Here is a 15,075-nt window from a genome sequence, read left to right as displayed (position 1 = left end):
TCGGATGCGCCTTATGCTATCATTCGGGCCGTAAGTGGGGAGTAGTCGGCTTGCGCCGCCACGGCGCAAGAACCTGTGTCAACATAATCGGTCCACAGACCGTGGTGCAGGTGGTTGAAAAACTTGACGAGACCATGATCGAGGTGCGGCCATGATGGGCCGGAGTCGCGCCTGGATCATTGGTTAATCGTTTCCGGCCCGCGTACTACATACACTATCCCATGGAAGCCTTCCTCGTCTCTACCGGCATCGTCGCCCTCGCAGAAATCGGCGACAAAACCCAGCTGCTCGCCTTCTGCCTGGCCGCCAAGTTCCGCCGTCCGCTGCCCATCGTCGCCGCGATCTTCGTCGCCACCATCGCCAACCATGCATTCGCCGCCGCCGTCGGCGCCTGGATTACCAGCCTGCTGGGACCCGACATCCTGCGCTGGGTGCTGGGCGCGTCCTTCCTGGCGATGGCCGCGTGGACGCTGGTGCCGGACAAGATCGACGACGACGACATGCCGCTGGCGAAGTACGGCGTGTTCCTGACCACGCTGATCGCCTTCTTCGTCGCCGAGATGGGCGACAAGACCCAGGTGGCCACGGTGGCGCTGGCGGCGCGCTATCACAGCCTGGTGGCGGTGGTGTGCGGCACCACGTTCGGCATGATGCTGGCCAATGTGCCGGCGGTCTACCTGGGCGACCGCATCGCCCACCGCATCTCGCTCAAACTGGTGCACGGCATCGCCGCGCTGGTGTTCGCCGTGCTGGGCGTGGCGACGCTGCTGGGCGCAGGGTCCGGCCTCGGCGCGTAAGGCCGGGTGATTATGCGGCGCTGCGTGTGTTACCGCACGGATGCGCGAGAATTAACAATCTATTATACTTGTCACTTGATTATTGGCAGGGGCAAGGAATGCGATTGATGAGCAAAATAGCGGCGCTCTGTTTGAGCGCCTCCGCGTTGACCGTTCACGCTTATGCAGCCGAACCGGCGCCGGTGGCCGTACACGCCACCAGCGCCACCGGCATCGCCAAACCGGTCAAGCCGGCGGCCCGGAAGGCCGACATGGTGTCGGTGCCGGAGCCGGTCAACTACAAGCTGATACTGCTCGGTATCGTGGTCCTGCTGCTGTTCGCGCGCAACAGCAGGAAGCGCGAACAGCCGTGGACCAAGTAAGCGGGCTTACTGCACGTTGAGCGTGACGTCGTCGATCAGGAACGCCGTCGATGCCGACGTATCCTCCACTCCCTCAAAGTATATCCTCACCGTCTGGCCTTTGTAGGCCGACAGGTCGAAACTCTTCTGCACATACGTGCTGCCCTTGTTCAGGTTCGAATAGGTCGCCAGCGTCGCCAGCACCGCGTTGGCGCCGCTGCGCACCTGCACCTTGAGCGTGTCGTAGGCGGTGCTCGTGGTGGTCTCGTCGGACACCACCTTGAGCCAGAACGCCAGCGTGGCGCTGGTGGCGTCGGCCGGTATCGTCACGGTCTGGTACAGCGTGTCCGTGTGGGCGCTGCCGTAGCCGTCCAGCCAGGCCTTGTAGCTGCCGCCATGCGCGGCCTGGCTGGCATCGTTGCTGATGACACCCGACGTCGCGGTCCATGACGAGGCGCCCGATTCGAAGTCGCCGTTGACGATCAGCTGCGTGGCGGCCGGCGGCGTGGTGGTACCGCCGCCGCTGGTCTGCGTGACCCACACCGGCGCCGACCACAGGATGTTGCCGTCGTTCTGGGTGATCTTGGCGTAGTAGAAGTGCTCGCCCACGGCCGGCGTGACGGTGGTGCTGGCGGTGGCCGACAGCTGCGTCACCGTGCCGTTGCGGCCCGGTACACCCTCGTACATCTTCACCGACGATACCGTCTTGCCGCTGCTGCTGGCGAAGTTGGCCACCAGGTTCAAGGCGCCGCTGTTGGTGAAACGCTCGCCCATCACATGGCCGTTGGCGGTCAGGATCAGCTGCGAGGTCTTGTCCATGGTGGCGAACACGCGGCGCGCCTTGATGGCGGCGATCATGCTGGCGGTGGTCAGCGGCGTGCCGGTCGGCAGCAGCACGCCGGTGCGGTTGGTGTAGGACGCGCCCCAGTTGGCGCAGTGGTTGTCCTGGTCGCTGGAGAAGGCGACGTGGTAGCCCGCCTCCAGCGCCTTGTTGCAGGCGCCTTCGTAGGTGCTGCGGCCGGTCTCGCTCTCGCTGGTGTTGGTGGAGAAGGCCGAGGTGTTGAGCACTTCGCACAGCGCCATCGCCTGGTCGCCGTCGGCGGTGTAGCCCAGCGGCGTGCCGTTGACCAGGAACTGGCCGGACGCTTCGGGATGGTTGAACTGGCCGATGTAGCCGCGCTGGCGCATCAGCGTGTACAGCGAAGCGTAGTCGCTCTTCGGCGTCAGCGTGTCGGCGATCAGCTGGCCGCTGCTGTTGCTCTCCCATCCCAGCAGCTCGGTGGTGTTGAAGATGTTCATATGGCCGCCGTTGTTGATCACGCCCCACTCCAGCCCATACATGCCGAGGAAGCTGGCGTGCGCGCTGTTGAAGTTGGCGGCTGCGGCCAGGCCGGATTGGAACAGCGCCTTGGCGGCGGCCGGATCGGCCGAGGCGTTGGTGCCGTCGGAGCCGTCGTACATGTGATTGTGCTCGGAGGCCATCAGGAAATCGAGGCCCTTGTTCATCGCGTACTGGTAGGCGTCGGCCGGTCCCAGGGCCGCGCTTTGCGGCGCCTGCGCGCCGGTGCAGCTGCCCAGCGGGCCGCCGCCGTCGCTGTGGTTGGTCTGGCTGTGCAGGTTGCCGAGGTAGACGGTGTAAGGCAGCGCTGATGTCGCGGCCACCGCGCCCTGCACCATGCGGCCGGCGCGCGCGGCGCGCACCGGCGCGGCGTTGGTCGGCAGCGCCTTGAAGGCCGGCATGGCCTGCGCCGGATTACGGCCCACCGAGATGTCCCAGCTTTGTTCGACCGTCTCGTCGCCGGTGACGGCCTGCATGCGCGCCAGGTAGACGCCGTCGGTCAGGATCAAGCCGTCGGCGCGGCCGTCCCACGCGATGCTGACGTCGACCGGCTTGCCGGCGATGCGCTGCAGGCCCTGCCACTGCTGGACCACCACGCCGTCCGGGCTGACCAGCTCCAGGCGCCAGCGCACATCCTGCTCGCGCTCCAGCAGCGGGAAATCGAAGGCCAGCTTGAAGGTGCGGGCTTCGGGGCGGTCCTGGTCGGCGCCGTCGGCGGCGAAGGGCGCGTGCAGCGTGGCCTCGAACTCGTGGTGGTCGGCCTTGGACGCGTGGACCGCGCCCATCACGCCGGAGGACAGCATCAACATCATCGCAAGCCGGGACAGCATCTTAGATTTGTTCATCGGGTTCTTTCTCTCTGCGGTTGGGAAGCCAAAATATTGGCAACTATGCATGACAGGAAGATGACGAATCAATTCGAATTTGCTTGGCTATTCAGAGGTCTTTTGAATAAATGCGGTGGCGACTGGGGGCGTGCGCTACAACGGCGCGAAACTTTATTTTCGCGCCGTTGTACCGATGATGAAAATGTCCAGAATGGGACACTCTGTTAAGAATTTAACTTGGCCGGCAGGTACAGTTCGACCTTATGGATGCTGGCGGTATCGTGCAGGTCGATCGCCAGCGCCAGCTGGCGCACGCCGTCTATCGTCATGACCGGCGCGCCCGCTTCCGCCGACTTCATCACGCGGATCACATACGATCCGGCGCCGTAGCGATAGGTCAGCGTGAAGTGATCCCACTCGGCCGGCATGCGCGGCGCCAGCGTGATCTGGGTCGCGGTGCGGGTCAGGCCGAGCAGCGACTCCAGGATCAGCCGGTACATCCAGCCGGACGAACCGGTGTACCAGCTCCAGCCGCCGCGCCCCACGTGCGGCGCCACGGCGTAGACGTCGGCCGTGACCACATACGGTTCGACCTTGTAGCGCGCCATGCCGTCCGGCGTGCCGCCGTGCTGCACCGGGTTGATCATGCGCGCCAGCTCCCAGGCGCGCTCGGTGTCGCCCAGGCGGGCGAAGGCCATCGCGGTCCAGATGGCGGCGTGGGTGTACTGGCCGCCGTTCTCGCGCACGCCGGGCACGTAGCCGCGGATGTAGCCCGGGTTCGGGCCGGACTTGTCGAACGGCGGATCGAGCAGCTGGATGATGCCAGAATCGCGCCGCACCAGGCGCTGGTTGACCTGCTCCATCGCGCCGCGCACCCGCACCGGATCGGCGGCGCCGGACAGCACGCCCCAGCTTTGCGAGATCGAATCGATCTGGCATTCCTCGTTGCTGTGCGAGCCGAGCGGCGTGCCGTCGTCGAAATACGCGCGGCGGTACCACTGGCCGTCCCACGCGTTCTGCTCGACGTTGAAGGCCAGCTTCTTGGCCTCGCCGCGGCACTCGGCGGCGAACTCCGCGTCCTGCATCAGCTCCGCCACCTCGGCGAAGCGCTGCAGCACCTCGCACAGGAAGAAGGCCAGCCACACGCTCTCCCCTTTGCCATGCTCGCCCACCTTGTCCATGCCGTCGTTCCAGTCGCAGGAGCCGATCAGCGGCAAGCCATGCTCGCCGAAGCGCAGGCCGTTGCGGATGGCGCGCACGCAGTGCTCGTACAGCGTGCCGCTCTGGCTGGAGCGGCCCGGCAGGTCGTAATAGGAATCCTCCTCCGGCTTGACGGCGCGGCCCTCCAGGTAAGGCATGCTTTCGGCCAGCACGCCGGTGTCGCCGGTGGTGCTGACGTAGCGCCAGGCGCCCAGCGGCAGCCACAGATAATCGTCCGAGCAGTGGGTGCGCACGCCGCGGTCGGACGGCGGATGCCACCAGTGCTGCACGTCGCCCTCCAGGAACTGGTGGGCGGCGCACAGCAGCAGCTGGTCGCGCAGCAGCTGCGGTTGCGTGTGGATGGCGGCCATGGCGTCCTGCAGCTGGTCGCGGAAGCCGAAGGCGCCGCCGGACTGGTAGTAGCCGCTGCGCGCCCACATGCGGCAGGCGATGGTCTGGTACATCAGCCAGCCGTTGGCCAGCAGGTCCAGCTCCGGCTCCGGCGTGTCGATGCGCACCGCGCCCAGGGTGCGCTCCCAGTGCGCGTGCACCGCGGCCAGCGCCTCGTGCGCGGCGCCGGCGCTGCGGTGCTTCTGCGCCAGGCTGCTGGCGTCGGCGTTGCGGCGGCCGGCCACGCTCAGCACGAAGACGATCTCGCGCTCCTGGCCGGGCAGCAGGTCGAACGGCACCTGGATGGCGGCGCAGGCGTCCAGTCCCGCGCCGACCTTGCCGGACAAGCGGGATCGGCGCAGCGCAGCGGGCGCCGCCAGCGTGCCGTTACGGCCCAGGAATTCGCTGCGGTCGGCGGTATGGGTGCGCAGCGTGGCGTCGCAGTTGAAGAAGGCCACGCGGCCGGTGAACTCGGTGTTGTAGGCGTTCTTGGCGAACAGCGCGCCGCTGACCGGATCGGCCTCGGTGACGATGTGCATGCCGGACTTGGAGCGCATGTCGCCCAGCACCCACTCGACGTAGCCGGTGGCCGACAGGCGGCGCGTCACCAGCGAGTCGTTGCGCACCTTGAGCACCGTGTACTTGATCGGCGCGTCGGTGGCGACGAAGACGGTCATCTCGGTGGCGATGCCGGTCTCGGTGTGTTCGAACACGCTGTAGCCGAAGCCGTGGCGCGTGACGTAGCCGCCGTTGCCGCGCGCCGGCAGGGCGGTGGGCGACCAGAAGCGGCCGCTCTGCTCATCGCGCAGGTAGAAGGCCTCGCCGCTGGCGTCGCTGACCGGATCGTTGTGCCATGGCGTGAGCCGGAATTCGTGGGCGTTCTCGTACCAGGTGTAGGCCTGGCCGCTCTCCGAGATCACGCAGCCGAACTGCGGATTGGCCAGCACGTTGGACCACGGCGCCGGCGTGCGCTGGACGTCGCTGGTGGCGATCACGTATTCGCGCCCGTCCGGCGTGAAGCCGCCGATGCCGTTCTCCAGTATCAGCTCGCGCACCACCGGCGTGGCCGGGCCGGCGTCCGCGTACTCGCCGCGGTTGTCGGCGATCAGCGGCGGCATGCGCATGGCCGGCGGGCCGGGACGCTTGATCTGGTCGGCCAGCGTGCCGCGGCTGTCGCTGAGGATGGCGCGCGCCACCGATTGCAGCAGCACGCGGTCCTCGTTGGCGATCTGGTCGGCCAGGCGCACGAAGATGCCGCCCGGCCGGTCGATGGCCTGGGCGTCGATGCCGGAGGCGATCAGGCCCATGATCTGCTCGTGCAGCAGCTGGCGGTAGCCCGACTGGTCCTCGTACCAGATCACCAGGTCCACCACCAGCCCTTTCAGGCGCCAGTAGGCGTGCGCCTGCACCAGCTGGCGCGCCAGCTCGATGTTGGCCGGGTCCTTGATCTGCAGCAGCACGATCGGCAGGTCGCCGGAAATCGCGTAGGCCCACAGGCCGGACTGGCCGCGCTGGTTCTTGACCAGGGTGCCGGCGTCGGCGCGCAGCGCGGCGTTCGGATAGATGACCGAGTTGGCCAGGCGGCCGTACAACTGGGCGTCCGCCTCGCTGGCGTTGAGCTGGCGCAGCACCACCTGGCTGTGGGTCCACGCCAGCTCGAACACGCGGTCGGCCAGGTGGCGGTCCTGGTATTTGTCGATCAGGTGCAGCGCGGCGTCGCGCTGCTCGGTCATGCCGGTGACGATGTCGACGATGGCCGTCTGGTCCGGCTGCAGCGTGATGGTGTGGCGGATCGCCACCACCGGATCGAGCACCGAGCCCTCGGCGCCGCTCAGCGGCTCGTCGCCCAGCATCGCGTCGGGCGCGGCGGCGGTGTTGCCGCGGCCGATGAAGCGCGAGCGGTCGGTCTCGAACGAGACCGCCGTCACGGCGGCGTCGTGCACCATCATCGAGTGCATCAGCCACGGCATGGCGTCGCCCTGCCCGCGCGGACGGCGCGTGCACAGGATGGCGTTTTCGTCGCGCAGGATTTCGGTCTGCACGAACAGTTTGCTGAAGGCCGGGTGCGCGGCGTCGGCGGCGGCCGGCGCCATCACCACCTCGGCAAAGCTGGTCACCTCGATGGTGCGCACGCGGTCGGACTTGTTGGTGATGCGGGTGCGCCGCAGTTCGATGTCGTCCTCCGGCGAGACCACGATCTCGGTGTACAGGTCGATGTTGCGGTCGGAGCGGCGGAACTCGGCGCGGCCCTCGGAGAAGATCACCTCGTGCCGGCGCGGATCGACCAGCGTCGGCTGATAGGTGGTGGACCAGAACTGGCCGTCGTCCAGGTCGCGCACGTAGCAGAAGTTGCCCCAGTTGTCGCGGGTGCTGTCCTCGCGCCAGCGGGTCACGGCCAGGTCCTTCCAGCGGCTGTAGCTGCCGCCGGCGTTGGTGACCATCACGTGATAGCGGCCGTTGGACAGCAGCTGGGTTTCCGGCACCGGCGTGGTGTGCTGGGACAGGATGCGCATCGGCATGGCCTGCTCCGGCGCGTTGGAGCGCAGCGACGCCAGTTCGGTGGTGCTGGAGTAGAACGCGCCGGCCTGCGGGCTGCGTTCCTGCAGCACCAGCAGCGTCGATTGCAGCAGCGGATCGGATTCGAAGCGGCGCTGCATCGGCCGGTCGTGCAGCAGGTAGCTCAGCGCCAGCAGTCCCATGCCCTGGTGGTGCACCATGAAGGAGCGGATCACGGCGGACGCCTGGCCGCGCGGCAGGCGCGACGCCGTGTAGTCGACCGCCTCGAAGAAGCCGTAGCGGCCCATGTAGCCCAGCCCCGCCATCTTCTGCAGGTTGAGGCAGGCCGCTTCCGGCTGCACCATCAGGCCGAGCATGGTGGCGTACGGCGCGATCACCAGGTCGTCGACCAGGCCGCGCTTCAGGCCCAGGCCCGGCACGCCGAACGCGCGGTACTGGTAATTGAGGCTGGCGTCGACTGTGTTGTAGCCGGACTCGGAGATCCCCCACGGCACGTTGCGGCGCTTGCCGTAGTCGATCTGGGCGTCGACCACCGCGCTATAGGTCTGGTCCAGCAGCGTGCTCGGATAGTTGGGCATGACCAGCAGCGGCATCAGGTACTCGAACATCGAGCCGCTCCAGGACAGCAGCACCGGCTTGCCGGCCACGATGCACAGCTGGCGGCCCAGCGCGAACCAGTGCTCCTGCGGCAGCTGGCCCTGGGCGATGGCGACGAAGCTGGCCAGCCGCACCTCGGACGCCAGCAAATCGTAGTAGCTGGCGTCCAGCCGGCGCTCGCTGACGTTGTAGCCGATGGCCAGCAGGTTGGTGGTGGAGTTGTACAGGAAGCCATATTCCATCTGGGCGTAGGCGCCGCAGCGCTGCGCCAGGCCGGCCAGTTCGCGCATGCGTTCGTGCGCGGCCACGGCGCCCTGCGCGCACAGGCCGGCCAGCGCCAGCTGGCGGTCGCGCTCGGCCGGCGCCAGGTCGTTGGCCAGCACGGCGGCGGCGCTGTCGATCATGGCGGCCAGTTCGCGCAGCGTCGGCACGCGGGCCAGGCCGGTGTCGAACACGGCGTCGGCCGGCAGCTTGACCCAGGGCGCCAGCAGCGCCAGCTCGTCCAGCGCGGCCCGGCATTGCTGCGCCAGCGCGGCGGACCACATGGCCGCCTCGCCATGCGTCTCGGCCGCCGCCGGCGGCGCCAGGCCGGCTGCGGCGGCGGACACGCCGGTCAGCCAGGCGTGCAGCTGCTGCAGGTTGCCGGCGTCCGGCGCCGGCGCCAGCGCCGCCAGCAAGGCGGCCAGCGCGGGCGCGTCGGCGCCGCCCAGCGCTTCCTGCAGCACCTGGCAGGTGGTGACGATGCCGGCCACCGCCTGCGGGCCGACGATGGGCTGGTCGTACAAGCCGGTCAGGCCGGCCTGCAGCGTCAACAGGTGGCCGGCCAGGTTGCCGCTGTCGACGGTGGAGATGTAGATCGGGTGCAGCGGCTTGAGGGTCTGGGTGTCGTACCAGTTGTAGAAGTGGCCCTGGTGGCGTTCCAGCTGGTCCAGCGTGGCCAGCGTGGCGCCGGTGCGCGCCATCAGCTGGCCGACGGTGAGGTAGCCGAAATCGCTGGCGCTCAGGTTGGCCAGCAGCGCCATGCCGATGTTGGTGGGCGAGGTGCGGTGCGCCACCACTTGCGCCGGATGCTCCTGCATGTTATCGGGCGGCAGCCAGTGGTCTTCCGGGCCGACGTAGCGTTCGAAGTAGGCCCAGGTGCGGCGCGCCAGCTGGTGCAGGAAGCGCTGCTGGTCCGGCGTGAGGCGGGCCGGCTTGCGCACGATCGGGCGGCTGATCCGCTCCGCCACGGCCGGCGCCAGCAGCCACGCCAGCAGGAACAGCGCGGCCGGCGCCAGGCTGGCCGGGCGCCAGCCCAGCAGCGCGCCGCCGACGAACAGCGCCAGCACCGGCGACACCCACATGGTGCGCCACACGCCGCCCGCGCCCTCGGCCGCGCGCGCCAGCGCCGAGGCCCGCCACTCCAGCAGGTGCTTGTGCGAGACCAGCAGTCGCCAGGCGCTGCGCAGGATGGCGTCCAGGCTGAACCAGGCCTCGTAGGGCAGGAACATCAGCATCAGGATGGCGTGCGCGAACTGCATGCCGCCGCGCCGCAGCGCGGCCCGCAGATGCTGGCTCCACAGGGTGTCCTCCGGGCGGCGCAGCAGGTCGTGCGTGGTGCTCGCCAGCGGCGGCACGAAGATCACGGCCAGCACGGCGGCAGTCCACAGCCACGGGTCCGGCAGCCAGCGCCAGGCGGTGATCAGCGACAGCACCAGCGCCGGCGCGGTCAGGCTGCGGCGCAGATTGTCGAACAGCTTCCAGCGCGACAGCAGCGACAGCGGATTGCGTTCGCGCTTGCGGTTGGGGCCCGGCACCCGGCCGAACAGCCACGAGGCCAGTTGCCAGTCGCCGCGGATCCAGCGCTGGCGGCGGCTGACATCGTCGCTGTAGCGGGCCGGATAGGCCTCGTACAACTGGGCGTCGCTCAGCAGGCCGGCGCGCAGGTAGCAGCCCTCCAGCAGGTCGTGGCTGAGGATGCGGTTGTCCGGCAGGCGGCCGCCCAGCACCTGCTCGTAGACGTCGACGTCGTAGATGCCCTTGCCGATGAAGGAGCCTTCGAAGAACACGTCCTGGTAGACGTCGGACACGGTGCGGGTGTAGGGGTCGATGCCCGGCTCGCCGCCGCACAGCTTTTCGTACAGCGAGGCGTTCTCGCTCGGCAGGCTGACCGTGACGCGCGGCTGCAGGATGCCGTAGCCTTCCACCACGCGGCCGCGCGCGCCGTCGATGCGCGGCTGGTTCAGCGGGTGCTGCATGGTGGCGACGAACTGGCGCGCGGCGTCGCGCGGCAGCTGGGTGTCGGTGTCGAGCGTGATGACATACTTGATGTCTTCCAGTTCGCCGATGTCGCCCACCACCACGCTGAAGCGGTCGCGCGCGCCGCCGCGCAGGAAGCGGTTCAGGTCCTGCAGCTTGCCGCGCTTGCGCTCCTCGCCCATCCACACGCCCTCCTGCGGATTCCAGCGGCGCGGCCGGTGCAGCAGCAGGAACGGCGAGGCGGCCTGGCCGTTGGCGTGGGTGGCGTACTTGCGGTTCAGGTGGCCGACGCAGCGGTGCATCTGCTCCACCAGCGCGGCGTCGGCGGGCAGGGTTTCGGCGGCGGCGTCGGCGAAGTCGGTCAACAGGCAGAACACCAGGTTGGGATCGCGGTTGGCGAGGAAGCGCACCTCCAGCTGCTCGCACAGCTCCTCGATGTTGTCCTTGCTGTAGGCCAGCGTCGGCACCACCACGATGGCGCGGGCGTCGGCCGGCAGGCCGTCCTTGAAGTCCATGCGCGGCAGCGGGTTGGGGCGGGTCACCAGCGTGGCGACCCAGTTCACCAGGCTCAGCGCCAGCTGGCAGCTGCCCGACAGCGCCAGCACGCCGAGCAGCACGATCACCGCGCCGTGCACGCCGTTGTGCGCGGCGCGCTCGAGCAGCAGCGCGGTCGACACCAGCGCGATGGCGGCGATGGCGCCCAGGTAGGAGGTCAGCGGCGAGGCGCGCGAGGTTTGCTGCAGCGCCTCCAGCCAGGGGCGGCGCATGCCGGTCTGCTTTTCCAGCGCGGCCAGGCCGCCGCCGATCAGGTAGTAGCCCACGTGGCCGTGGCGCGCGTCGCCGCCCTCGTAGTGCGCCTGCGCCAGCTGCAAGGCTTGCTGCGCCACTTCGACTTCCGAGTAGCGCGAGCGCTTGGCGATTTTTTCGATCGCGTGGCGGTACAGGTCGCGGGTGGCGAATTCCATGCGGCCATAGATCGCGGCCGGGTCCTGGCGCAAGGTCTGCTCGACCACGCTCATGGTCTCGACGAACTCCTGCCAGTCCATGGTGCCGAGGAAGCGCAGGCTGCCGATGCTGTTGGCGATCGAGACCTGCTCGGTCGACTGCTGCTGGATCTCGGCCTGGATCTGCTGCTCGATGGTCTGGTCCGATTCGGCCAGGCGGTGCGTGATCCACGACAGCGCCAAGGTCAGCGCCGGGCTTTGTCCCTGCAGGCGGCGCGCCAGTTCGGCCACGAAGGCGCTGGAGATGGGCGGATTGGAGCGCGCCATGTCGGCCACCATCAGTATCAGGCCGCTGGGATTTTTTTCGGCCACGTCGGTCATCTGGTCGGCCCAGGTGTTGGCCAGGTCGCGGTGGATGCGGTTGTCGGCCACGCGCGCGGCCACGCGCCGCAGGTTCTCGATCAGCGCCAGGCGCAGCATGATGGGGATGGCCCACAGCTCGCCCAGCTGCAGCGTGGCCACCTCCTGGTAGGCGTCGACGAAGCGGCACAGCGATTCGGGATCGACGCGGCCGTCGCCGTGGGCGATGATTTCCAGCGCGATCTTGTAGACGCGCGGCGTGCCCTCCGGCGCGCCCTTGCCCAGGCGCGGCAGCTGCGCGCTGTAGTTCTTGGGCAGGTGGCGGCGGGCGATGCGGATCTGGTCCTCGATCAGGTAGAAATTATCCAGCAGCCATTCGGAGGCGGGCGTGATCTGGCGCCCGGCCTTGACGGCGGCGGTCAGCTCGTCGCAGGTGGCGTTGATGACGGCGGCGTTTTCGGCCAGCCGCGCCAGCAGGCGGTCGCGGCCGCCGCGCTTGCTCAGCTCGTGGTGCGTGGCCAGCGTCTTGCCGTGCGCGGCCATCTGCGCCGCGCTGAACAGCTCGGCGCGCAGCGGCAGGTCCTGGTCGTCTTCGTCGGACAGCAAGGCGCCTGAGGGAGATTCGCGGAAGCCCAGCGCGATGCCGGGCATGAGGGGGGCGGACTTGTTCAACGGTGTACCTCGTTTTGATTCTGCGAATAGGAAATTATCTGCCTAGGCATCCTACGGGGGCGCACGCCACGCGACTGTGCGGTGACGTACATACAGAATTTCCACGAAAAAAAAGGCCGCTTGCGCGGCCTTGTAAAGGAAGAAAACTTGAACGTATCAGGCCGCGTGTGCCAGCGGCGCCAGCGCCAGACCGCCGCCGAGGCTGTAGGCCTGGGCGTGGCCCAGGCGGCGCAGCAGCTGCGCGGCCTTCAGGCTGCGGTTGCCGCTGCGGCAGAAGAACACCAGCGGCGCGGGCTCGCCCCGCAGCCAGGCGCTGGCGTGCTCGGCCAGGCGGCCCAGCGGCACGCTGAGGGCCTGGCGTCCGCCTGGACCGGGCGCGGCCGTGGCGGCGAATTCATACGGCTCGCGCACGTCGACCAGCTTGGCGTCGGGATGGGCTTGCAGGAAGACGTCCAGCGCGGCGCTGTCGAGTTGCAGATCCGTCGGCGCAGCCGCAGTGGCGGGCGCGGCCATGCCGACGCAGAACTGGTTGTGTTCGTCGCGGGTCGGGCACAGCAGCGTCTGCGCGCAGGTCAGCGGGCGCAGCGCGTCGACGGCGGGCCGCGCGCTGAAGGCGAAGCGCACCGCGTGCGGCGCCAGCGCGCCGCCGGCTGCGTTGCCCAGCAGGTAATGGCGCGCGGCGCCGTCCGCCACGCTGGCCAGCGTCTGCGCGCCGAGCTGGAGGCTGGTGGCGGCGGCCGGCCAGCCGTAGGCGTCGGTGGCGGCGTGGTGGTCGTAGTGGCGGCCCAGCGCCTCGATCAGCGGGCCGCGCTCGGCGCCGGGCAGGGTGCTGACGATGGCCTGCACGTGGTAGTTCTGGCAGCGCACATGGGATTCGATGCGCTCCGTCATTTCCGGCAGGGGATCGATGACGATGCAGCTGCGGCTGGCGGCGTCCAGCACCAGCCAGCTGCACGCGCCCTCGACGCCCAGTTGCAGCAAGGCGTCGTGCGGGACCGCGCTGGGCTCGGACGGGATCAGGCAGCTGGCGCGCAGGGCCGCGCCGCAGCGCTCGATGCGGCGGCAGGCGTCGGCGATGGTGGCCTCGTCGGCCAGCGGGCCGAAGGACATGCGGATGGCGCCGGCGCTGCGCCACAGCGGCGCGTGCATCGCGTCCAGCACGTAGCTGGGCGCGGCCTTGGCGGCCGAGCAGGCGCTGCCGGAGCTGACCCGCACCTGGGCGGCGTCGAACACGTCCATCAGTTCGCGGCTCGACAGGCCGGGCACGGAAAAGTTCAGCGTGGTCGGCAGCGACTTGTCGAAGGGATGGTTGAACACCACGCCGGGCAAGGCGGCGCGCAGGCTCTCGGCCAGGCGGGCGCGGAAGCCGGCCAGCTGGCGATGGCTGCGGAAGGTGTCGCCGCGTTCCAGCGCGGCCAGCACCGCGCCCAGCGCGGCGATGCCGGCCATGTTCTCGGTGCCGGAACGCTGGCCGCCCTCCTGGCCGCCGCCCATGATCAGCGGCGTGAACGGTGCGCCGGCGCGCACGTACAACATGCCCACGCCTTTCGGCGCGTACAGCTTGTGGCCGGAGAACGGCGCGTAGTCGATGCGGGTGGCGGCCAGGTTCAGGTCCAGCTTGCCCAGCGCCTGCACGCAGTCGACCAGCCAGTAGGCGGCGCTGCCGGTCTCGGCCAGCACGGCTTCGATGGCGGCCAGGTCGGTGATGACGCCGGTTTCGTTGTTGGCGGCCATGGTGCACACCAGCGCGGCCTGCGGCGCCAGCGCGCGCAGCTGGGCCAGGTCGTGCGCGCCGTCCTGGTCGACCGGCAGCTTGTGCAGCGTCAGGTTCAGGCCCAGCAGGCGGTTCCAGTGCGCCAGGCTTTCCGGCACGGCCTTGTGCTCGGTCGCGCCGTAGACCAGCAGGCTGCCGATGGCCTCGCCGCGCTCGCGCCGTTCGCGCAGCGCCACCAGCGCCGACAGCACGGCGGTCTGGATGCCTTCGGTGGCGCCGCTGTTGAACATCAGGCGGCCATCGCCCACGCCCAGCAGGCGCAGCGCGCAGGCGCGCGCCTGGTCCAGCAGCACCTTGGCCTTGAGGCCGGTGCCGTGGCTGCTGCTGGGATTGCCGTAGCGCTGGCCCATGGCGTCGGCCGCGGCGGCGATGGCGGCCGGCAGCACGGCGGTGGTGGCGTTGCCATCAAGGTAGATTTCGGTGCTCATGGGAATGCCTGTGTATGCGATCCCTATAGCTTACCCAGTCGCGGCGAAATAGATGTACTAAAATACTCCTATTGTGCACGCCTCATGGCATTTTCATGCTGTATTTGACGGAATAAGAGAATGAACCAACTCGATCGCTACGATTATGCAATCTTGTCTGCCTTGCAAGGCGACGGCACGCTGTCGATCGCCCAGCTCAGCGAGCGGGTCGGGCTGTCCACCACGCCGTGCTGGAAGCGGGTGCGGCGGCTGGAGGAGGAAGGCTATATCGAGAGCCGCGTGGCCATCGTCAACCGTCGCAAGGTGGGCTTGCCGGTGACGGTGTTCGTCAGCGTGCGCACCAGCCAGCACGACGACAAATGGCTGGCGCGCTTCGCCGCCGCCGTCGTCGCCCTGCCGGAGGTGCAGGAATTCCACCGCATGAGCGGCGACATCGACTATCTGCTGAAGGTGGTGACCAGCGATATCGAAGGATATGACAGGTTTTACAAGAAGTTGATCAAGGCGGCGCAGCTGAGCGGGGTGTCGTCGGCGTTCTCGATGGAACAGATCAAGATCACCACGGCGTTGCCGCTGGAACTGGTTTCGCACCAGTAATGTGCGCCGGCGGGCCGGGCATGGGATAATCTTTGTCCCATTTCAAATACTTGA

At 68.6% G+C, this 15,075-nt stretch carries 6 protein-coding genes and 1 riboswitch; of the genes, 3 read left to right on the top strand and 3 right to left on the bottom strand.

Annotation, left to right across the window (positions count from 1 at the left end):
- Positions 1–24 precede the first annotated feature (24 nt).
- A riboswitch (yybP-ykoY riboswitch) is annotated at positions 25–209 on the top strand.
- A 12-nt stretch (positions 210–221) separates the two neighbouring features.
- Positions 222–797, top strand: coding sequence for a TMEM165/GDT1 family protein (locus AC07WS_RS03535; protein WP_494727731.1), 576 nt, complete (start codon positions 222–224; stop codon positions 795–797).
- Positions 798–904: 107 nt separating this feature from the next.
- A complete protein-coding gene (locus tag AC07WS_RS03530) occupies positions 905–1,159 on the top strand; it encodes a hypothetical protein (RefSeq protein WP_494727730.1) in 255 nt (84 codons plus the stop codon).
- Between the two features lie 6 nt (positions 1,160–1,165).
- On the opposite strand, the gene AC07WS_RS03525 is transcribed toward AC07WS_RS03530, so the two are convergent.
- The 3 genes from AC07WS_RS03525 to AC07WS_RS03515 form a co-directional block, all read right to left on the bottom strand.
- The gene (locus tag AC07WS_RS03525) at positions 1,166–3,322 is read right to left on the bottom strand and encodes a CehA/McbA family metallohydrolase (protein WP_494727729.1); all 2,157 of its coding nucleotides are present in this window, start codon (positions 3,320–3,322) and stop codon (positions 1,166–1,168) included.
- A gap of 206 nt (positions 3,323–3,528) precedes the next feature.
- On the bottom strand, positions 3,529–12,201 hold the full coding sequence (locus AC07WS_RS03520) for a glycoside hydrolase family 94 protein (protein WP_494728045.1): 8,673 nt from the start codon (positions 12,199–12,201) through the stop codon (positions 3,529–3,531).
- 177 nt (positions 12,202–12,378) lie between these two features.
- Positions 12,379–14,424 (bottom strand): aminotransferase class V-fold PLP-dependent enzyme, encoded by a 2,046-nt coding sequence (locus AC07WS_RS03515; protein ID WP_494727728.1) that lies wholly within the window; start codon positions 14,422–14,424, stop codon positions 12,379–12,381.
- A 120-nt stretch (positions 14,425–14,544) separates the two neighbouring features.
- On the opposite strand from AC07WS_RS03515, the gene AC07WS_RS03510 reads away from it, so the two are divergent.
- The gene (locus AC07WS_RS03510; RefSeq protein ID WP_494727727.1) at positions 14,545–15,021 is read left to right on the top strand and encodes an Lrp/AsnC family transcriptional regulator; all 477 of its coding nucleotides are present in this window, start codon (positions 14,545–14,547) and stop codon (positions 15,019–15,021) included.
- Positions 15,022–15,075 lie beyond the last annotated feature (54 nt).

This window comes from Duganella sp. GW821-FHT01E12 (assembly GCF_059422325.1).
Note: the sequence above shows the minus strand (reverse complement) of the source record. Positions and strands in the feature narration are given on the sequence as shown.

Coding starts and splice junctions, on each gene's coding strand:
- AC07WS_RS03535 (WP_494727731.1), top strand. CDS start 222: ATGGAAGCCTTCCTCGTCTCTACCGGCATCGTCGCCCTCGCAGAAATC.
- AC07WS_RS03530 (WP_494727730.1), top strand. CDS start 905: ATGAGCAAAATAGCGGCGCTCTGTTTGAGCGCCTCCGCGTTGACCGTT.
- AC07WS_RS03525 (WP_494727729.1), bottom strand. CDS start 3,322: ATGAACAAATCTAAGATGCTGTCCCGGCTTGCGATGATGTTGATGCTG.
- AC07WS_RS03520 (WP_494728045.1), bottom strand. CDS start 12,201: ATGCCCGGCATCGCGCTGGGCTTCCGCGAATCTCCCTCAGGCGCCTTG.
- AC07WS_RS03515 (WP_494727728.1), bottom strand. CDS start 14,424: ATGAGCACCGAAATCTACCTTGATGGCAACGCCACCACCGCCGTGCTG.
- AC07WS_RS03510 (WP_494727727.1), top strand. CDS start 14,545: ATGAACCAACTCGATCGCTACGATTATGCAATCTTGTCTGCCTTGCAA.